This window comes from Streptomyces sp. PTL18, from assembly GCF_059510295.1.
The window spans coordinates 362,499-380,719 of the sequence record NZ_JCAJZO010000007.1 but is presented as its reverse complement, the minus strand read 5'-3'; the positions used below and the strand labels follow the sequence as shown (position 1 = coordinate 380,719).

Annotated in this window: 19 protein-coding genes; 13 read left to right on the top strand and 6 right to left on the bottom strand. The window is 72.3% G+C overall.

What is annotated here, in order from left to right; all coding sequences use genetic code 11:
• Nucleotides 1–473 (top strand): acyl-CoA carboxylase biotin carboxyl carrier protein subunit (locus AC5WS8_RS17040; protein WP_496104223.1); only part of this gene is annotated, 473 nt, incomplete at its 5' end.
• Between the two features lie 458 nt (nucleotides 474–931).
• Here AC5WS8_RS17040 and AC5WS8_RS17035 read toward each other — a convergent pair.
• Together AC5WS8_RS17035 and AC5WS8_RS17030 are read right to left on the bottom strand one after the other, a co-directional pair.
• The gene (locus AC5WS8_RS17035; protein WP_496104222.1) at nucleotides 932–1,876 is read right to left on the bottom strand and encodes a DeoR/GlpR family DNA-binding transcription regulator; all 945 of its coding nucleotides are present in this window, start codon (nucleotides 1,874–1,876) and stop codon (nucleotides 932–934) included.
• A gap of 202 nt (nucleotides 1,877–2,078) precedes the next feature.
• The gene (locus tag AC5WS8_RS17030) at nucleotides 2,079–3,527 is read right to left on the bottom strand and encodes an NAD(P)H-quinone dehydrogenase (RefSeq protein ID WP_496104221.1); all 1,449 of its coding nucleotides are present in this window, start codon (nucleotides 3,525–3,527) and stop codon (nucleotides 2,079–2,081) included.
• Between the two features lie 96 nt (nucleotides 3,528–3,623).
• Between AC5WS8_RS17030 and AC5WS8_RS17025 the strand changes: the two genes are divergently transcribed.
• The 3 genes from AC5WS8_RS17025 (at nucleotide 3,624) to AC5WS8_RS17015 (ending at nucleotide 6,850) form a co-directional block, all read left to right on the top strand.
• A complete protein-coding gene (locus AC5WS8_RS17025; protein WP_103837389.1) occupies nucleotides 3,624–4,064 on the top strand; it encodes a gamma-glutamylcyclotransferase family protein in 441 nt (146 codons plus the stop codon).
• Nucleotides 4,065–4,202: 138 nt separating this feature from the next.
• Nucleotides 4,203–5,027, top strand: coding sequence for a purine-nucleoside phosphorylase (locus AC5WS8_RS17020; protein ID WP_496104220.1), 825 nt, complete (start codon nucleotides 4,203–4,205; stop codon nucleotides 5,025–5,027).
• A gap of 191 nt (nucleotides 5,028–5,218) precedes the next feature.
• Complete coding sequence (locus tag AC5WS8_RS17015) at nucleotides 5,219–6,850, top strand: phospho-sugar mutase (protein WP_496104219.1); 1,632 nt, start codon at nucleotides 5,219–5,221, stop codon at nucleotides 6,848–6,850.
• A 358-nt stretch (nucleotides 6,851–7,208) separates the two neighbouring features.
• Here AC5WS8_RS17015 and AC5WS8_RS17010 read toward each other — a convergent pair whose 3' ends face one another.
• The gene (locus tag AC5WS8_RS17010) at nucleotides 7,209–7,895 is read right to left on the bottom strand and encodes a PH domain-containing protein (protein ID WP_496104218.1); all 687 of its coding nucleotides are present in this window, start codon (nucleotides 7,893–7,895) and stop codon (nucleotides 7,209–7,211) included.
• 114 nt (nucleotides 7,896–8,009) lie between these two features.
• On the opposite strand from AC5WS8_RS17010, the gene deoC reads away from it, so the two are divergent.
• Genes deoC through AC5WS8_RS16995 form a run of 3 tightly spaced genes read left to right on the top strand, consistent with a single transcriptional unit; the run spans nucleotide 8,010 to nucleotide 11,324 of the window.
• Complete coding sequence (gene deoC, locus AC5WS8_RS17005; protein WP_496104238.1) at nucleotides 8,010–9,005, top strand: deoxyribose-phosphate aldolase; 996 nt, start codon at nucleotides 8,010–8,012, stop codon at nucleotides 9,003–9,005.
• A gap of 5 nt (nucleotides 9,006–9,010) precedes the next feature.
• Nucleotides 9,011–10,447, top strand: coding sequence for an aldehyde dehydrogenase family protein (locus tag AC5WS8_RS17000; protein WP_496104217.1), 1,437 nt, complete (start codon nucleotides 9,011–9,013; stop codon nucleotides 10,445–10,447).
• The gene (locus tag AC5WS8_RS16995) at nucleotides 10,440–11,324 is read left to right on the top strand and encodes an aldehyde dehydrogenase family protein (RefSeq protein ID WP_496104216.1); all 885 of its coding nucleotides are present in this window, start codon (nucleotides 10,440–10,442) and stop codon (nucleotides 11,322–11,324) included. Before AC5WS8_RS17000 ends, AC5WS8_RS16995 begins: the two co-directional genes overlap by 8 nt.
• Nucleotides 11,325–11,428: 104 nt before the next feature.
• Here the strand turns inward: AC5WS8_RS16995 and AC5WS8_RS16990 are convergent, their stop codons facing one another.
• Nucleotides 11,429–11,854, bottom strand: a complete 426-nt coding sequence (locus AC5WS8_RS16990) for a hypothetical protein (protein WP_496104215.1) — start codon at nucleotides 11,852–11,854, stop codon at nucleotides 11,429–11,431.
• 63 nt (nucleotides 11,855–11,917) lie between these two features.
• On the opposite strand from AC5WS8_RS16990, the gene AC5WS8_RS16985 reads away from it, so the two are divergent.
• Nucleotides 11,918–12,619: a uridine kinase gene (locus AC5WS8_RS16985; RefSeq protein WP_496104214.1), complete on the top strand. Its 702-nt coding sequence runs from the start codon at nucleotides 11,918–11,920 to the stop codon at nucleotides 12,617–12,619.
• 197 nt (nucleotides 12,620–12,816) lie between these two features.
• Here AC5WS8_RS16985 and AC5WS8_RS16980 read toward each other — a convergent pair whose 3' ends face one another.
• Nucleotides 12,817–13,593 carry a SigE family RNA polymerase sigma factor gene (locus tag AC5WS8_RS16980; protein WP_496104213.1) on the bottom strand — a complete coding sequence of 259 codons (777 nt, stop codon included), beginning with the start codon at nucleotides 13,591–13,593 and terminating at the stop codon, nucleotides 12,817–12,819.
• Between the two features lie 263 nt (nucleotides 13,594–13,856).
• On the opposite strand from AC5WS8_RS16980, the gene afsQ1 reads away from it, so the two are divergent.
• The 5 genes from afsQ1 to AC5WS8_RS16955 all read left to right on the top strand — a co-directional run bounded on the left by afsQ1 (nucleotide 13,857) and on the right by AC5WS8_RS16955 (nucleotide 17,745).
• The gene (afsQ1, locus tag AC5WS8_RS16975) at nucleotides 13,857–14,534 is read left to right on the top strand and encodes a two-component system response regulator AfsQ1 (protein ID WP_103837555.1); all 678 of its coding nucleotides are present in this window, start codon (nucleotides 13,857–13,859) and stop codon (nucleotides 14,532–14,534) included.
• Complete coding sequence (locus tag AC5WS8_RS16970; protein WP_496104212.1) at nucleotides 14,531–16,096, top strand: ATP-binding protein; 1,566 nt, start codon at nucleotides 14,531–14,533, stop codon at nucleotides 16,094–16,096. The genes afsQ1 and AC5WS8_RS16970 overlap by 4 nt, the downstream gene beginning before the upstream one ends.
• Entirely contained in the window at nucleotides 16,093–16,755 is a 663-nt protein-coding gene (locus AC5WS8_RS16965) for a hypothetical protein (protein ID WP_496104211.1), read from the top strand. The genes AC5WS8_RS16970 and AC5WS8_RS16965 overlap by 4 nt, the downstream gene beginning before the upstream one ends.
• Nucleotides 16,756–16,858: 103 nt before the next feature.
• A complete protein-coding gene (locus AC5WS8_RS16960; protein ID WP_496104210.1) occupies nucleotides 16,859–17,410 on the top strand; it encodes a VanZ family protein in 552 nt (183 codons plus the stop codon).
• A 128-nt stretch (nucleotides 17,411–17,538) separates the two neighbouring features.
• Complete coding sequence (locus AC5WS8_RS16955) at nucleotides 17,539–17,745, top strand: PspC domain-containing protein (RefSeq protein ID WP_496104209.1); 207 nt, start codon at nucleotides 17,539–17,541, stop codon at nucleotides 17,743–17,745.
• Between the two features lie 69 nt (nucleotides 17,746–17,814).
• Here the strand turns inward: AC5WS8_RS16955 and AC5WS8_RS16950 are convergent, their stop codons facing one another.
• Nucleotides 17,815–18,165, bottom strand: coding sequence for an ATP-binding protein (locus AC5WS8_RS16950; protein WP_496104208.1), 351 nt, complete (start codon nucleotides 18,163–18,165; stop codon nucleotides 17,815–17,817).
• Between the last annotated feature and the right edge of the window lie 56 nt (nucleotides 18,166–18,221).

Sequence of the window (18,221 nt, the reverse complement as noted above, 5' to 3'; positions counted from 1 at the left end):
GCTCTGAGGACCCGTTCACGGTCCACACCCGCTGGATCGAGACCGAGTTCGTCAACGACATCAAGCCCTTCAGCGCCCCCGCCGAGACGGAGGCCGAGGAGGAGTCGGGCCGCGAGACGGTCGTCGTCGAGGTCGGCGGCAAGCGCCTGGAGGTCTCCCTCCCCGCGTCGCTGGGGATGTCCCTCGCCCGCACGGGCCTGGCGGCCGGGGCCAAGCCGAAGCGGCGCGCGGCCAAGAAGTCCGGCCCTGTCGCCTCCGGCGACACCCTCGCCTCGCCGATGCAGGGCACCATCGTCAAGGTCGCGGTCGAAGAGGGCCAGGAGGTCAAGGAGGGCGACCTGGTCGTCGTCCTGGAGGCCATGAAGATGGAGCAGCCGCTGAACGCCCACAAGGCGGGCACCATCAAGGGCCTGAGCGCCGAGATCGGTGCCTCCGTCACCTCCGGTGCCGCGATCTGCGAGATCAAGGACTGACGGCACCCACTGAGGGCCCGCACAGCACCACGCCCGGCGGATCGGAGAACCGAGCCCGCCGGGCGCCTGCTTTCCTGCCGGCCGCCGGCGAGACGGGTCGCCCGGCGGACGGGGGCTGGGGGCTGGGTCTCGACAGTCGCCCGTCGGCCGGAAGCCGGGCATCCACCGGCAGACGAGGCTGGGGGCTCGGCAGTCATCCGACGGACCCGAAGCCGGGCACCCACCGACGAACGAGGCCGCGGGCACCGCAATCACCCGACAGACCCCAAGCCGGGCACCCACCGGCAGACGCTGCGAACTCCGCAATCACCCGACAGACCCCAAGCCAGCCACCCACCGACGGACGGCAAGCCAGGCCGGGCCGGGCGGGCGGGCGGCGGACTGGAAGCCGGCCGGACGGCGGCGTCGGCAGCGACCCGGCTTGCAGCCCCGGCGGGCCCGAGCGCCGACGCCGTGTGTCAGCGGCGGCGCAGGTCCGCCACCCGGGCGCGCTCTCCCGAGGGATGCTCACCGAGGGCTGTCGCACTGCGGAGCTGCGGGCCGGGGGCCTGGCTGCGGCGGGGGCCCGGAAGGGGCACGTCCCGGCGTTGCCGGCCGCCGGCCGGGACCGGGTCCGCGCCCGAGGCTCCGGCGATGGCGATCTGCACCCCCTGGTCGGCCAGCGCCTGCAGCTCCGTGGCCGCGCGGTCGTCGTGCGCCGGGGGCTCGTCCGTGACCAGCCGGGTGATGACGTCCGTCGGCACCGTCTGGAACATCGTGTCCGTTCCCAGCTTGGTGTGGTCGGCGAGCACGACCACCTCGGCCGCCGCCTGGACCAGCGCCCGGTCCACGGACGCCGACAGCATGTTCGACGTGGACAGGCCGCGCTCGGCGGTGAGCCCGCTGCCGGACAGGAAGGCCTTGGAGACCCTCAGGCCCTGGAGGGACTGCTCGGCGCCGCTGCCGACCAGGGCGTAGTTCGAGCCGCGCAGGGTGCCGCCGGTCATGACCACCTCGACACGGTTGGCGTGCGCCAGCGCCTGGGCGACCAGGAGCGAGTTGGTGACGACGGTCAGCCCGGGCACCCGCGCGAGCCGGCGGGCCAGCTCCTGCGTGGTCGTACCCGCCCCGACGACGATGGCCTCACCCTCTTCGACGAGGCTCGCGGCGAGGTCGGCGATGGCCGTCTTCTCGGCGGTCGCGAGATGGGACTTCTGCGGGAAGCCGGACTCCCGGGTGAACCCGCCCGGGAGCACCGCACCGCCGTGCCGGCGGTCGAGGAGTCCTTCGGCCTCCAGTGCGCGCACGTCCCGCCGTACGGTCACTTCGGAGGTCTGGACGACGCGGGCGAGCTCTCGGAGCGACACTGCCCCGTTGGCCCGCACCATTTCGAGGATCAGTTGACGACGTTCTGCAGCGAACACGAAACTGACAGTAACCCCAACGACCGTCTGCTTTCAGCAGTTTGCGCCGAATAACAGAAGTTGTTCGCACGGCAGGGCGGAAAGTGGTATAGGCGCCCGATCCGTACCCATCCGGTCCGCCGCTGCCGTACCGCATCGTGGGTCCCAGGCCGAGACCCACCGCCCGACCTGGGGCGCGGCCGGAGAGCGGGCGCCCCGGCCGTCAGCCCTCGCCCGACGTCTTCCGGGTGTGCAGCTGCCGCGCCACCTCGGCGATCGAGCCCGACAGGGACGGGTAGACAGTGAACGCGTTCGCGATCTGTTCGACCGTCAGATTGTTGTCGACCGCGATCGAGATGGGGTGGATCAGTTCCGATGCGCGCGGGGCGACCACGACACCGCCGACGACGATCCCCGTGCCCGGGCGGCAGAAGATCTTGACGAAGCCGTCCCGGATGCCCTGCATCTTGGCGCGCGGATTGCGCAGCAGCGGCAGCTTCACACACCGGGCGTCGATCTTGCCGGCGTCGACGTCGGCCTGGGTGTAACCGACGGTGGCGATCTCGGGGTCCGTGAAGACGTTCGAGGAGACGGTCTTCAGGTTGAGCGGGGCCACCGCGTCGCCGAGGAAGTGGTACATGGCGATGCGTCCCTGCATGGCGGCCACGGACGCGAGCGCGAAGACACCGGTCACATCGCCGGCCGCGTAGACGCCCGGAGCCGTCGTCCGGGAGACCTTGTCGGTCCAGATGTGCCCGGACTCGCGCACCTTGACTCCGGCCTCCTCCAGGCCCATCCCGCTGCTGTTGGGTATGGCGCCGACGGCCATCAGGCAGTGCGAGCCGGTGATCACGCGCCCGTCGGAGAGGGTGACCTCGACCCGGTCGCCCACACGCTTGGCGGACTGCGCGCGGGAGCGGGCCATGACGTTCATGCCGCGGCGCCGGAAGACGTCCTCGAGGACGGCGGCGGCGTCGGGGTCCTCCCCCGGCAGCACCCTGTCGCGCGAGGAGACCAGCGTGACCTTGGAGCCGAGGGCCTGGTAGGCGCCCGCGAACTCGGCTCCGGTGACACCGGACCCGACGACGATGAGCTCCTCGGGCAGTTCGTCGAGGTCGTAGACCTGGGTCCAGTTCAGGATCCGCTCGCCGTCGGGCTGGGCGTCGGGCAGCTCGCGCGGATGACCGCCGGTCGCGATGAGCACGGCGTCGGCGGTGAGGGTCTCCTCGCTGCCGTCCGCGGCCCGTACGACGACCTTGCGCGAGCCGTCCAGGGCCTGCATGCCCTCCAGCCGGCCACGGCCGCGCACGACCCGGGCGCCGGCACGCGTGACGGAGGCGGTGATGTCGTGGGACTGGGCGAGCGCGAGGCGCTTGACCCGTCGGTTGACCTTGCCGAGGTCGACCCCGACCACGCGGGCGGCCTGCTCCAGGGGCGGCGTGTCGTCGGCGACGATGATCCCGAGCTCTTCGTACGACGAGTCGAAGGTGGTCATCACCTCGGCCGTCGCGATGAGTGTCTTGGACGGCACGCAGTCGGTGAGCACCGACGCCCCGCCCAGACCGTCGCAGTCGACGACGGTCACCTCCGCGCCGAGCTGCGCGGCCACCAGCGCCGCTTCGTATCCGCCGGGTCCGCCACCGATGATCACGATCCGAGTCACGTACTCCATTGTCCCGCACCCTTCGGGCGGCGCTCTTCCTGGGGGCCGCAGGTGACGCTTCTGTTACGGGAGAGGCGGCGGAAGAGCTGCCGTACCCTCGACTCCATGTCGCTCTACGCCGCGTACGCCGGCAACCTCGACGCGCGGCTGATGACCCGCCGCGCACCCCACTCGCCGCTGCGCGCCACGGGCTGGCTGAACGGCTGGCGGCTGACCTTCGGCGGCGAGCACATGGGGTGGGAGGGCGCCCTCGCGACGATCGTCGAGGACCCGTTGTCCCAGGTGTTCGTCGCGCTGTACGACATCGCGCCGATGGACGAGGAGTCGATGGACCGCTGGGAGGGCGTGGGCCTCGACGTCTACCGCCGTCTGCGCAGCGTCCGCGTGCACACGCTGGACGGCGAGGAGACGGCCTGGACGTACGTCCTCAACGCCTACGAGGGCGGCCTGCCCTCGGCCCGCTACCTGGGTGAGATCGCGGACGCGGCGGAGTCCGCGGGAGCACCGCACGACTATGTGATGGAGCTGCGCAAGCGCCCCTGCTGACCTTTTCCATCCACTTCTCCCTTAATTTCCCTTTCGTTGGGCTATTTTCCGTTGACCGGAGGCGGGAAAGACAACGATCGCATTGCCGTGACCTCCGTCATCTACGCGCGTAGGCAAAGACCGGCTACCCTCATGCGCGTGAACGCATCTCTTCTTCCGGACGACCTCCAGGGCGACCCCTACTCCGCCGCCGACGCCGCCGCCGCGCGCCTGCGGGAGCTGACGGGTGCCGAGACCCACGACGTCGCCCTCGTGATGGGCTCCGGCTGGGCTCCGGCCGTAGACGCCCTCGGCGCCCCCGACGCCGAACTCCACGTCACCGAGCTGCCCGGCTTCCCGCCGCCGGCCGTGGAGGGCCACGGAGGCAAGATCCGCTCCTACCGGGTCGGCGAGAAGCGGGCCCTGGTCTTCCTCGGCCGCACGCACTACTACGAGGGCCGCGGCGTCGCAGCCGTCGCGCACGGCGTCCGCACCGCCGTCGCCGCCGGCGCCAAGACGATCGTCCTCACCAACGGCTGCGGCGGCCTGCGCGAGACGATGCGGCCGGGCCAGCCGGTCCTGATCAGCGACCACATCAACCTGACCGCGACCTCCCCGATCGTCGGCGCCAACTTCGTCGACCTCACCGACCTGTACTCCCCGCGCCTGCGCGCCCTGTGCAAGGAGATCGACCCCACCCTCGAGGAGGGCGTCTACGCACAGTTCACCGGCCCGCACTACGAGACCCCGGCGGAGATCCGCATGGCCCGCACCATAGGCGCGGACCTGGTCGGCATGTCGACGGTCCTGGAGGCGATCGCCGCGCGCGAGGCGGGCGCCGAGGTCCTGGGCATCTCCCTGGTCACCAACCTCGCCGCCGGCATGACGGGCGAACCGCTGAACCACGAGGAGGTCCTGCAGGCGGGCCGCGACTCCGCCACGCGGATGGGGGCACTGCTGGCGCAGGTGCTGGAACGGCTGTAGGGGAACCGTCGCACGGGGCGCCCTCCCTCTGGGGGCTCCGCCCCCAGACCCCGTGCCGGCCCTCGGCCCGGTCCTCCCCCTCCGCCCAGGCCGCCCGTGCTGCACTGGACCGGAGAGCGGTGCGCCACGCGCGCCCGCCCGCCACCCCACCACCGAGACCCCCCGACCCCACAACGAGAGGTTGACCCGACGTGCACGACGAACTCATCGCACGGGCCAAGGCGTGGCTGGCCGAGGACCCCGACGCGGACACCCGTGCCGAACTCGCCAAGCTCATCGACGCCGAGGACGTCACCGAGCTCACCGCGCGCTTCAGCGGCACTCTCCAGTTCGGCACCGCGGGCCTGCGCGGCGAACTCGGCGCCGGCCCGATGCGCATGAACCGCTCGGTGGTCATCCGCGCCGCCGCGGGCCTCGCCGCGTACCTCAGGGCCAAGGGCCACACCGACGGCCTCGTCGTGATCGGCTACGACGCCCGCCACAAGTCCGCCGACTTCGCCCGGGACACCGCCGCCGTCATGACGGGCGCGGGTCTGCGCGCGGCCGTCCTGCCCCGCCCCCTGCCCACCCCCGTCCTCGCCTTCGCCATCCGGCACCTCGGCGCGGTCGCCGGCGTGGAGGTCACCGCCAGCCACAACCCGCCCCGCGACAACGGCTACAAGGTCTACCTCGGCGACGGTTCCCAGATCGTGCCCCCGGCCGACGCGGAGATCGCGGCCGAGATCGACGCGGTCACGACCCTCACCTCGGTCCCCCGCCCGGACTCCGGCTGGGAGGTCCTCGACGACAGCGTCCTCGACGCCTACCTGGCCCGCACGGACGCCGTCCTCGCCGCGGACTCGCCGCGCACCGCCCGCTGCGTCTACACGGCGATGCACGGTGTCGGCAAGGACGTCCTCCTCGCCGCCTTCGCCCGGGCCGGCTTCCCCGAGCCCGCCCTCGTCGCGGAGCAGGCCGACCCCGACCCGGACTTCCCGACCGTCTCCTTCCCCAACCCGGAGGAGCCCGGCGCCATGGACCTGGCCTTCGCCAGGGCCCGCGAGACGGACCCCGACCTGGTCGTCGCCAACGACCCGGACGCCGACCGCTGCGCCGTGGCCGTGAAGGACGGCGACGACTGGCGCATGCTGCGCGGCGACGAGGTCGGCGCCCTGCTGGCGGCCCACCTGGTCCGGCGCGGCGCGCGCGGCACCTTCGCCGAGTCGATCGTCTCCTCCTCCCTCCTCGGCCGCATCGCCGAGAAGGCGGGCCTGCCGTACGAGGAGACCCTCACCGGCTTCAAGTGGATCGCCCGCGTGGAGGGTCTGCGCTACGGCTACGAGGAAGCGCTCGGCTACTGCGTCGACCCGGACGGCGTACGCGACAAGGACGGCATCACCGCCGCCCTCCTGATCGCGGAGCTCGCCTCGGAGCTGAAGTCCGAGGGCCGCACCCTCCTGGACCTCCTCGGCGACCTCGCCGTCGCACACGGCCTGCACGCCACGGACCAGCTCTCGGTCCGCGTGCAGGACCTGTCGGTCATCGCCGCCGCGATGCGCCGCCTGCGCGAGCAGCCCCCGACCGCGCTCGCGGGCCTGCCGATCACCGGGGCGGAGGACCTCGCCCAGGGCACGGACAAGCTCCCGCCCACGGACGGTCTGCGCTACACACTCGACGGCGCCCGCGTGATCGTCCGGCCCAGCGGCACGGAACCGAAGCTGAAGTGCTACCTGGAGGTCGTGGTCCCGGTCGCCGGGCATGCCGATCTCCCGGGGGCCCGGGCCAGGGCCGCGGAACTGCTGGCGACGATCAAGCGGGACCTGGCGGCGGCGGCCGGCATCTGACCGGCTCCGCCCGCGCGAGGACCGGTGGACGCACGCCCTGCTCGCCGGCCGAGGCACCTGCGCCCGGCTGCGATCAGGGCGTCTGCGCGGTGAACACCGTGTTGCGGCGCAGCCTGTGGACGACGCCCTCGACGCCGGCGCCGATCCGGTGGGCCCCTGGGTGCCCGCAGGCGGCGAAGTACCCGGGCCACGGGTCTGCGGCGGGGGCCCCGTGCCTTTCGGGGAGATCACCACCCGCGCATCGAATCAGCAGCCGCGCCGGGGCGACCGGGCCTTTTCGCCCGGCTCACAGCCGGCAGGCGAGCATCTCGACAGCGGTCTCACCTCGCCTGCGCGCGGCGGGATGGAAGCCCTCCGCTCAGCCCACCGCCAGCAGAATCGCGAGCAGCACCGCTCCGGCGAGCGCCGGCCCCGCGATCTCGTACGCCCAGCGGACCGTCACCTCGCCCTGGGCCCTCTCCTCCCGCTCCCGGGTCTCGTGCAGCTCGCGCAGGTCGTCCATGATCTGGTCGGTGGCGGCGCGGGCGGGGCCGGCAGGCCGGGTGGTGCCCACCGGACCGGCGACCGACCCACCGCCGCGGACGAAGGGAAGAGGCCTCGACGGCCGGCCCGCTCCGGCGACCCGAGCCTGCTGCCGTGCCGCCCTCTTGCGCGCCCGCATCGACACGGGCACCGCCCACAGCTGGTACTTGGTGCCGGACTTGGCGATGACCTCGTTGGAGTAACCGGAGCGCACCACCGCGACCTGGCTCCAGGGCAGGACGATCACGCGGAAGGGGTTGCGGATGCGGAGCCGCTCGTCGTTGACGTACACGGCGGGCCGCAGGGTGAACGCGACCACCAGCGGCACGACGAGGATCATCGCGGCGAGCGCCAGCCAGGGGGTGCGGCCGTGGCCGCTGAGCAGCGCGTCGAAGCCGAGCCACGCGACGACGGCGAGCAGCAGGACACCGCCCGCGATGCCTCCGGACGACCGGTGGACCCGCTCCCCGAACTCGGAGGCCGGCGGTTGCGGTGCTGGTGGCTCGTGCTCGGGCGTCGTCATGGTCCCGATTCTGCATGACGGACCCGGCGCGGTCGTGGGCGGTCTCCCCCGGGTTGCGATGCGCGTCCGGGGGTGTACAGCCGCTACGCGCGTAGATATGCTCGGCTGGTGACCATGCCCACCACTGCACCCTCCCCCGAGCTCTCGGCTTCGCCCGAGCGGGGCGGTACCCCCGTCCGGCTCTCAGACGTCACCGCGTCCGACAGCACGCTGCGCCGCTTCCTCCACGGGCTGCCCGGCGTCGACGCGGTCGGCCTGGAGGCGCGCGCCGCCTCGCTCGGCACCCGTTCCATCAAGACCACCGCGAAGGCGTACGCCATCGACCTCGCCATCTCGATGGTCGACCTGACGACGCTGGAAGGCGCGGACACCCCGGGCAAGGTCCGGGCGCTCGGCGCCAAGGCGGTCCACCCCGACCCGACGGACCGTACGACACCCACCACGGCCGCGGTCTGCGTCTACCCCGACATGGTGGCCGTCGCCAAGGAGGCCGTCGCCGGCTCGGGCGTGAAGGTCGCCTCGGTCGCCACCGCCTTCCCGGCCGGCCGCGCCGCCCTCGACGTGAAGCTGGCCGACGTCCGCGAGGCCGTCGCCGCGGGCGCCGACGAGATCGACATGGTCATCGACCGTGGCGCGTTCCTCGCCGGCAGGTACCTGAAGGTGTACGACGAGATCGTCGCCGTGAAGGAGGCCTGCGGGGACAGCGCCCGGCTGAAGGTCATCTTCGAGACCGGTGAGCTGTCGACGTACGACAACATCCGCCGCGCCTCCTGGCTCGGCATGCTGGCGGGCGCGGACTTCATCAAGACCTCGACGGGCAAGGTCGCGGTCAACGCCACGCCCGCCAACACCCTGCTGATGCTGGAGGCCGTGCGGGACTTCCGTGCGCAGACCGGCGTCCAGGTCGGCGTGAAGCCGGCCGGCGGCATCCGCACCTCGAAGGACGCCATCAAGTTCCTCGTCCTCGTCAACGAGACGGCCGGCGAGGACTGGCTGGACAACCACTGGTTCCGCTTCGGCGCGTCCTCGCTCCTGAACGACCTGCTGATGCAGCGTCAGAAGCTGGCCACCGGCCGCTACTCCGGCCCCGACTACGTGACGGTGGACTGATCACCATGGCATCCGCATTCGAGTACGCCCCGGCGCCCGAGTCCCGCTCGGTCGTCGACATCGCGCCCTCCTACGGCCTCTTCATCGACGGCGAGTTCGTGGAGGCGGCCGACGGCAAGGTCTTCAAGACCGTCTCGCCCAGCACGGAGGAGGTGCTGTCCGAGGTCGCCCGGGCCGGTGCCGAGGACGTCGACCGCGCGGTCGGGGCCGCCCGCAGGGCCTTCGAGAAGTGGTCGGCGCTGCCGGGTTCCGAGCGCGCCAAGTACCTGTTCCGCATCGCCCGGATCATCCAGGAGCGCAGCCGCGAGCTGGCCGTCCTGGAGACGCTGGACAACGGCAAGCCGATCAAGGAGACGCGGGACGCCGACCTGCCTCTGGCGGCCGCCCACTTCTTCTACTACGCGGGCTGGGCGGACAAGCTCGACCACGCCGGCTTCGGCGTGAACCCGCGCCCGCTGGGCGTGGCCGGCCAGGTCATTCCCTGGAACTTCCCGCTGCTGATGCTGGCGTGGAAGATCGCCCCCGCGCTGGCGACCGGCAACACGGTGGTGCTCAAGCCCGCCGAGACCACGCCCCTGTCCGCCCTGTTCTTCGCGGACATCTGCCGCCAGGCCGGTCTGCCCAAGGGCGTCGTCAACATCCTCCCGGGCTACGGCGACACGGGCGCCGCCCTCGTCGCCCACCCGGGCGTGAACAAGGTCGCCTTCACCGGCTCCACCGCCGTGGGCAAGGAGATCGCCCGCACGGTCGCCGGCACACGGAAGAAGCTCACCCTCGAACTGGGCGGCAAGGGCGCCAACATCGTCTTCGACGACGCGCCGGTCGACCAGGCCGTCGAGGGCATCGTGAACGGCATCTTCTTCAACCAGGGCCAGGTCTGCTGCGCGGGCAGCCGTCTCCTGGTGCAGGAGTCGATCCAGGACGAGCTGCTGGACGCCCTGAAGCGCAGGCTCTCCACGCTCCGGCTCGGCGACCCGCTGGACAAGAACACCGACATCGGCGCGATCAACTCCGCCGAGCAGCTGGCCCGGATCACCGCCCTGGCCGAGCGGGGCGAGGCGGAGGGCGCCGTGCGCTGGTCGCCGGCCTGCGAGCTGCCGACCTCCGGCTACTGGTTCGCCCCGACGCTCTTCACCAACGTCACCCAGGCGCACACCATCGCCCGCGACGAGATCTTCGGACCGGTGCTGTCGGTGCTCACCTTCCGCACGCCGGACGAGGCGGTCGCGAAGGCGAACAACACGCAGTACGGCCTGTCGGCGGGCATCTGGACCGAGAAGGGCTCCCGCATCCTGGCCGTCGCGAACAAGCTGCGCGCCGGTGTCGTCTGGTCCAACACGTTCAACAAGTTCGACCCGACCTCGCCGTTCGGCGGTTACAAGGAGTCGGGCTTCGGCCGCGAGGGCGGCCGCCACGGCCTGGAGGCGTACCTCGATGTCTGATCGGCTCACTGTCTTCAAGACCTACAAGCTGTACGTCGGCGGGAAGTTCCCGCGTTCCGAGAGCGGCCGGGTGTACGAGGTGACCGACGCGAAGGGCAAGTGGCTGGCGAACGCGCCCCTCTCCTCCCGCAAGGACGCGCGGGACGCGGTCGTCGCCGCGCGCAAGGCCTTCGGCGGCTGGTCCGGCGCGACGGCGTACAACCGCGGCCAGGTCCTCTACCGCGTGGCGGAGATGCTGGAGGGCCGCAGGGACCAGTTCGTCCGCGAAGTGGCCGACGCCGAGGGCCTGTCCAAGTCGAAGGCGGCGGCCGTGGTGGACGCCACGGTCGACCGCTGGGTCTGGTACGCCGGCTGGACCGACAAGATCGCCCAGGTGACCGGCGGCGCCAACCCGGTCGCGGGCCCGTACTTCAACCTCTCCTCCCCCGAGCCGACGGGTGTGGTCGCCGTACTGGCCCCACAGGAGTCGTCCTTCCTCGGCCTGGTCTCGGTTGTGGCCCCCGTGATCGCCACCGGCAACACGGCGGTCGTCGTCGCCTCCGAGAAGGCCCCGCTGCCCGCCCTGTCCCTCGGCGAGGTGCTGGCCACCTCCGACGTCCCGGGTGGGGTCGTCAACATCCTCTCCGGCCGCACGGCGGAGATCGCCGCGCCGCTGGCCGCGCACCAGGACGTCAACGCGATCGACCTCGCCGGCGCCGGCGAGGCGCTGGCGAAGGAGCTGGAGGTCGCCGCGGCGGACAACCTGAAGCGCGTTCTGCGTCCACAGCCTGTGGATTACTTCGAGACGCCCGGCATCGAGCGCATGACCGCCTTCCTGGAGACGAAGACGGTCTGGCATCCGACGGGGTCGCTGGGCGCGTCCGGTTCGTCGTACTGACGCCTGCCGCGGCCCCTGCGGAGCCCCACAGGCCGGAGAGCCGTGCCTTCCCTCCGTCCGGGGAAAGCACGGCTCTCCGTCTGCCGTGGCCGGCCGGGAAGCGGTCAGCGCAGCGCCCCGACGACCTGACCCGCCACCAGGACGCTCCCGAGGGACTCCGCCTCGGCCACCGGCCGGGTCAGGGACCGCGACGACAGGGGCTTGAAGTCGGCGAGTCGGGCGGCGACGCCGTTGTCGAGCGGGTCGACGCCCGTGCCCGCGAGCGGATTGGGCTTCAGGTCCGCCAGCGGCCCGGCGGCATACCGCACGGGCCCGGTGACGTACCCCACGGTCCCGGTCAGCGCCGACACGCCCGCCTGCGGGTCGACCTTGCCGAGCGACGCGGGCCGGGTCCCCGTCACGTCGGCCGGCGGGGCGCCGTCCGCCGCCGACGCCGAGGCGGCGCCCGCCCCCAGGGCGACGCCCGCGGTCGCGAGGGCCACGAGCGCGCGCCGGGCGGTGGGGGACGTGGGGGAGGCGTGTCGTGCCATGGCTGCTGCCACCTTCTTGCTGCGAAACGTGAGAATGTCGCCACGCAGCGTAGTTGAGGTGTGATGTGCGCTCCAAACGTCGACCCGCGGGGTCGGCAAGGTGTACGGAATGCGTCACACTGGTGTCTCGTGAGTCCTCATCCCCCGGTCCCCGCCCGCGTCGTGCTGCTGTGCGGCCCCTCCGGCTCCGGCAAGTCCCTCGTAGCCGCCCGCTGCGGCCTGCCCGTGCTGCGGCTCGACGACTTCTACAAGGAGGGTGACGACCCCACACTGCCCCTGGTGGAGGGGAGTTCGGACATCGACTGGGACCACCCCCGGTCGTGGGACGCGGACGTCGCGGTCGCGGCCATCGCCGACCTGTGCGCGACGGGCCGTACCACGGTGCCGGTGTACGACATCGCCCTGAGCGCGCGTACGGGCGAGGAGACGCTGGAGATCGGCCGTGCGCCGGTGTTCGTCGCGGAGGGCGTCTTCGCCGCCGAGATCGTGGAGCGCTGCCGCGAACTCGGGTTGCTGGCGGACGCGCTGTGCCTGACCCGCGGACCGCTCACGACGTTCCGCCGCCGCTTCCTGCGCGACCTGAGGGAAGGCCGCAAGTCGGTGCCGTTCCTGCTGCGCCGCGGCTGGCGGCTGATGCGCGCCGAGCGGTCGATCGTGGCCCGGCAGACGGCGCTCGGCGCGTACGCCTGCGACCGGGACGAGGCACTGGGCCGGCTGGCCGTGGCGGCCGCGGGACCGCGCGCGGCGGTGGGTACGGCGGCGTAGCCCCACCGGTCCCGACGCGTGGGGACCGCACGAGAAACGGGACTGGTTGGACCCCCCGGCCCACCAGTCCCGTTCCCTTGCGCTCCCCCGTGATCCCCCGTTTTTCCGTGCCCCCGTGCTTCCCTCCCCCGGTACCGCTCCCCCGAGCGGTACCGCTCCCCGTCTCCCCCGTACTCCCCCGTGCTTCCCCCCGTCCCTCAGGCGACGAGTTCGCCGAAGGACTCCTCCTGGTCACGGCCGAAGCTGAGGACCTCGTCGTCGCGCAGCCGGCGGAGCGACCGCCAGATGCTGGACTTCACCGTGCCCACACTGATGTCGAGGATCTCCGCGATCTCCGGGTCCGTGCGGCCCTCGTAGTAGCGCAGGACCAGCATGGTGCGCTGGAGTTCCGGCAGCCGGGCGAGCGCCTGCCACAGGACGGCGCGCAGTTCCGTACCGCGCATCGCGTCCGTGTCGCCGGGCGTCTCGGGCAGTTCCTCGGTCGGGTACTCGTTCAGCTTGCGGCGCCGCCACGCGCTGATGTGCAGGTTGGTCATCGTGCGCCGCAGGTAGCCCCCCACGGCGGCCTTGTCGCTGATCCGGTCCCACGCCCGGTAGGTCGAGAACAGCGCGCTCTGCAGCAGGTCCTCGGCCTCGAAGCGGTCACCGGTCAGGTGGTAGGCGGTGGCGTACAGGGAGGCGCGGCGCTCCTCGACGTAGGCGGTGAACTCCGCCTCCGTCGCCGAACGACGCTCCCCCGAGGCCTCCCCGTACGCTGCTCCCCCGTGTGCCTCCCCCGTGCGAGCGTCAACCACCGCCATGAACGCGGTGTGCTGACGCCCGGTGCCGCGAGCGCACCCCCGCCCTCCCCCGAGCTCTCGACTGCGCTCGAGCGGGGAGGGACCCACACCGGCACCGGAGTTCTCCGTGTTCCGGGCGACGTCGTGCAGACGCGTGACCACTGCGCTCGTGGCGGTGCCGTGCAGCGTGTTCATCTCGCGCCCCCCGTCGTGGAGTCCCGGTCGTCGGCTCGCTTCCTTGCCTGTGCCGAGAAGCCTGCCCGGGCCAGTTCATGGCCGTGTCCGTCGACTGTCACAGACCTGTCACAGGGGTCGTCCGCAGCCGTGTCACAGCCCGCTCACACAGAAGAGCGGTACCGCCGCGCAGGCCTGGCGGACAGGGGCGTCCTGCCGGGCGGAAGGGGCCGGGGCGGCCCGACAGTCGAAACACCGCCATGGCATGGGCCAGAATGACCCCCGTGCCTTCCCTGTTGCTGATCGAGGACGACGACGCCATCCGAACGGCCCTGGAGCTCTCTCTGACGCGCCAGGGACACCGTGTGGCCACCGCTGCCACCGGCGAGGACGGTCTGAAGCTGCTGCGCGAACAGCGGCCGGACCTGATCGTGCTGGACGTGATGCTGCCCGGCATCGACGGGTTCGAGGTGTGCCGGCGCATCCGGCGCACCGACCAGCTGCCGATCATCCTGCTGACCGCGCGCAGCGACGACATCGACGTCGTGGTCGGGCTGGAGTCCGGCGCCGACGACTACGTCGTCAAGCCCGTGCAGGGACGGGTGCTGGACGCCCGGATCCGGGCCGTGCTGCGCCGCGGGGAGCGCGAGGCCAGCGACTCGGCGGCCTTCGGCAACCTCGTCATCGACCGGGCCGCGATGACCGTGACCAAGAACGGCCAGGACCTGCAACTGACCCCGACCGAGCTGCGGCTGCTCCTGGAGCTGAGCCGGCGGCCCGGGCAGGCGCTGTCGCGGCAGCAGTTGTTGCGGCTGGTGTGGGAGCACGACTACCTGGGCGACTCACGGCTGGTCGACGCGTGTGTGCAGCGGCTGCGTGCCAAGGTGGAGGACGTGCCGTCGTCGCCCACGCTCATCCGTACCGTCCGTGGTGTCGGTTACCGCCTGGACGCCCCTCAGTGACCGACTCGCCAGGGGGAATCCGCGGCTGGGCCGCGGCTCGCAGGACCGTACTGTCCCGCCTGCGCTTCACCAGTCTGCGTCTGCGTCTGGTCGTGGTGTTCGGGCTCGTCGCGCTGACCGCCGCCGTGTCGGCGTCCGGCATCGCGTACTGGCTGAACCGTGAGTCCGTGCTCACCCGGGCACAGGACGCGGTGCTGCGCGACTTCCAGCAGGAGCTGCAGAACCACGCCAGTTCGCTGCCCCTGCACCCGACGCAGGACGAGCTGCAGCGCGCGGCCGGCCAGATGGCGAACAGCAGCCAGCGCTTCAGTGTGCTGCTGACAGCGCAGGACGAGCACGGGAAGACCGTCGTCGGCAACTCCGACCTGGACTCCTTCACGCTCCAGGACGTGCCGCGGTCGCTGCGGAAGGCCGTCGACAAGCAGCAGAAGGTGTCCTCCACCAACAAGTACGCCCATCACCTGTACTGGCAGCGGATCGTGGAGGACGGCAAGCCGTACCTGGTGGGCGGCGCCAAGGTGATCGACGGGGGCACGACCGGCTACATGCTCAAGTCGCTGGAGCCGGAGGCCAAGGACCTCGACTCGCTCGCCTGGTCGCTCGGCATCGCCACCGGTCTCGCGCTGATCGGCTCGGCGCTGCTCGCGCAGGCCGCCGCCACGACCGTGCTCAAGCCGGTGCACCGCCTGGGCATCGCGGCCCGGAGGCTGGGCGAGGGCAAGCTGGACACCCGGCTGCGCGTGTCCGGAACGGACGAACTGGCCGAGCTGTCACGGACGTTCAACCGCGCCGCCGCGTCCCTGGAGAAGACGGTCGCGGACATGAGTGCCCGCGAGGAGGCCTCCCGCCGCTTCGTCGCCGACATGTCCCACGAGCTGCGGACGCCTCTGACGGCGATCACGGCCGTCACGGAGGTGCTCGAGGAGGAGCTGGACGCGGAGACCGGCAGCGTGGACCCGATGATCGAGCCGGCCGTCCGGCTGGTGGTCAGCGAGACCCGCAGGCTCAACGACCTCGTCGAGAACCTGATGGAGGTCACCCGCTTCGACGCGGGCACGGCCCGGCTCGTCCTGGACGACGTGGACATCGCCGACCAGATCACCGCGTGCATCGACGCCCGCGCCTGGCTGGACGCCGTCGAGCTGGACGCGGAGCGCGGCGTCATGGCCCGCCTGGACCCGCGCCGCCTCGACGTCATCCTGGCGAACCTGATCGGCAACGCGCTCAAGCACGGCGGTTCGCCGGTACGGGTCTCGGTGCGCGAGGAGGGCGAGGAACTGGTCATCCGGGTGCGGGACCACGGCCCCGGCATCCCCGAGGACGTCCTGCCGCACGTGTTCGACCGCTTCTACAAGGCGAGCGCCTCGCGTCCGCGCTCCGAGGGCAGCGGCCTCGGCCTGTCCATCGCGCAGGAGAACGCGCACATCCACGGCGGCAGCATCGCCGCCGCCAACTCTCCCGAAGGCGGGGCGGTGTTCACCCTGCGGCTCCCCCGCGACGCGTCCCCGTTGGTCGAGCAGGAGACGCGGAACGGGAACGGCACGCAGGAGAAGGCACGATGAGGGCCCGGGACACACGCCTGGCGACGACACGGCGCGGGCGCCGGGGGACCGTACACCGCGCGGGCCCCTGGCTCGCCGTGCCGTTGCTGGCCGCGCTGCTGGCGGGGTGCGGGATCCGGGCCACCCAGGTGCCGACGGACTTCGGGCCGGCGCCGTCCCGGACGCCGTGTGCGCTGTCCGGTGCGGACCTGGCCGCGCAGGCCGGTCGTGGCGTTCCCGTGCAGGTCTTCCTGCTGTGCGCCTCGCAGCTGGTGGCGGTGGACCGTGCCGTGCACATCCCGGACGGCACGGCCGAGCGGCAGCGCCGGGTGCTGGTGGCGCAGGGGCTGCTCGACCAGCTCGCCACGACGCCGTCGCCCGCGGAGAAGCAGGCCGGTTTCACCACGGACGTGGCCGGCGGCATCACGGTGAGCGGCCCGCGCGGCAAGGACCCGGAGGACACCTTCCGGCTCAGCAGCCGCCTGCAGGACCTCACCTCCTCCGCCCTCGGGCAGATCGTCTGCACGTTCGCCGACTCGGAGGCGACCACCGCCGACGACGGGACGGTCGTCCTCGGCGGCCCCGACGACCGGCCGCTGCACCGCTACCGGTGCACGGCTCAGGTGCGCTCGCACCCGGGTGCGGTGGCACCGCCTTCGACCGAGGTCACCGGCGGGTGAACCAGGGGGCACCCGCTCGGCACCGGCCCGGGTGCCCCGGAGGTGGGCGAGGCCGGCCAAAAAAAGGGGAACCGATCGTGCCGGGACCGGCGTCTAGGGGGGCGTGCAGCGTCAAGGCTCAATCGGCGGCAGCGCCGCGATCCGCGTCCGTGTGGCAGGGGGTGTCCTCCTCGTCGCACACCTGGCGCTCGTCGCCTGGATCACGCTGCGACCGCTGGACGTGCCCTGGGTGAGGCCCGCAAACCTTCATCCGCTCGCCGGCATCAGAGCCGATCTCGCACTGGGCTGGCCGGAGGCCGCCCGCCGCATCGGCGAGGGGCTCGCGCTGCTCGCACCGCTCGGTGTCCTGCTGCCCATGGCGGGCGGGCGGCTCGTCGTCTCCCCGCTCGGCTCGCTGGTCCGTACGGTCGCCACGGGCACCCTGATCTCCCTGGGCATCGAGCTGCTGCGGACCGGGGTGCCCGGACAGGTCGTGGACATCGACGCCATCCTGCTCAACACGGTCGGGGTGGCGCTGGCGCACCTCCTGGTCGTGCCCGGGGCACGGTTCCGGCTGCGCCGGCGGGTGGAGTCCCACGGCCGGGGCGCCCACCCCCGTGAGGAGCCGGCTCAGGGTCGGACCCCGACGATTCCCAGGGTCGGAATGGCTCCGTAGAGCGACGCTTCGTCCGCTTCGCCCCCGTAGCGTGGAACACACCGAAAGCGCCGAGAAGTTCGGCGTCGGCCCCCGGACGTCCGGCAGCGCCGGAGCGGGGTTCCACCACGGTTCGCGAAGGAGCCACCATGACCGCCCTGGCCCGCCCCACCCACGGACGGATGATCGGCGGAGTGTGCGCAGCGCTGGCACGGCGCTTCGGCACCTCCGCGACCACGATGCGCGTGATCTTCCTGCTGTCCTGCCTGCTCCCGGGCCCGCAGTTCCTGCTCTACACAGCCCTGTGGATCCTGTTCCCCTCGGAGGAGAAGGCGGCGGCCGGCACGGCCTGGTGACCCTGCGGGTCGCAGGCACGCCGATGGGCGCCCCGAGGGGGCGCCCATCGTGGTCCGGGAGAGCGGCGCTCAGCCCACCGGGGTGCCGTTCACCGGCAGCCCGTGCGTGGGCAGTCCCTGCACCGGCAGCCCGCCGAGCAGCCCGGTGACCGGCGCGACGGGTCCGTTGCGCAGGGCCTTCTCGGCGGCGGGCCGGGCGGTGGCCACCACGGTGCCGAGCGCGTTCTGTCCCTGGCCGAGCGCCTGGTCCGCGCCGGGCAGTGTCCGGGCGACGTTGCCCGTCGGCAGCGCCTGGGTGACGGAGTCCAGTGCGGCGGCGTCCGGCACGGCGGGGGCCGCACTGGCGACACCCGCGCCGGCGGCGGCGAAGGCGGCGCCGAGAGCGGCGACACCGAGGGTCCTGGCAGCAGACTGCTTCATGTTGAACGCGTCCTTGGGTCCGATGACGGAGATCTGAGCGGTCCAAAACCGTAAAC

Excerpts from the sequence above, each read along its gene's own strand:
- AC5WS8_RS16955 (WP_496104209.1), top strand. The coding sequence starts at position 17,539 with ATGACCGCCCTGGCCCGCCCCACCCACGGACGGATGATCGGCGGAGTG.
- AC5WS8_RS17025 (WP_103837389.1), top strand. The coding sequence starts at position 3,624 with ATGTCGCTCTACGCCGCGTACGCCGGCAACCTCGACGCGCGGCTGATG.
- AC5WS8_RS16965 (WP_496104211.1), top strand. The coding sequence starts at position 16,093 with ATGAGGGCCCGGGACACACGCCTGGCGACGACACGGCGCGGGCGCCGG.
- AC5WS8_RS17010 (WP_496104218.1), bottom strand. The coding sequence starts at position 7,895 with ATGACGACGCCCGAGCACGAGCCACCAGCACCGCAACCGCCGGCCTCC.
- AC5WS8_RS16990 (WP_496104215.1), bottom strand. The coding sequence starts at position 11,854 with ATGGCACGACACGCCTCCCCCACGTCCCCCACCGCCCGGCGCGCGCTC.
- AC5WS8_RS17000 (WP_496104217.1), top strand. The coding sequence starts at position 9,011 with ATGGCATCCGCATTCGAGTACGCCCCGGCGCCCGAGTCCCGCTCGGTC.
- deoC (WP_496104238.1), top strand. The coding sequence starts at position 8,010 with ATGCCCACCACTGCACCCTCCCCCGAGCTCTCGGCTTCGCCCGAGCGG.
- AC5WS8_RS16980 (WP_496104213.1), bottom strand. The coding sequence starts at position 13,593 with ATGAACACGCTGCACGGCACCGCCACGAGCGCAGTGGTCACGCGTCTG.
- AC5WS8_RS16985 (WP_496104214.1), top strand. The coding sequence starts at position 11,918 with ATGTGCGCTCCAAACGTCGACCCGCGGGGTCGGCAAGGTGTACGGAAT.
- AC5WS8_RS16995 (WP_496104216.1), top strand. The coding sequence starts at position 10,440 with ATGTCTGATCGGCTCACTGTCTTCAAGACCTACAAGCTGTACGTCGGC.
- AC5WS8_RS16950 (WP_496104208.1), bottom strand. The coding sequence starts at position 18,165 with ATGAAGCAGTCTGCTGCCAGGACCCTCGGTGTCGCCGCTCTCGGCGCC.
- AC5WS8_RS17030 (WP_496104221.1), bottom strand. The coding sequence starts at position 3,527 with ATGGAGTACGTGACTCGGATCGTGATCATCGGTGGCGGACCCGGCGGA.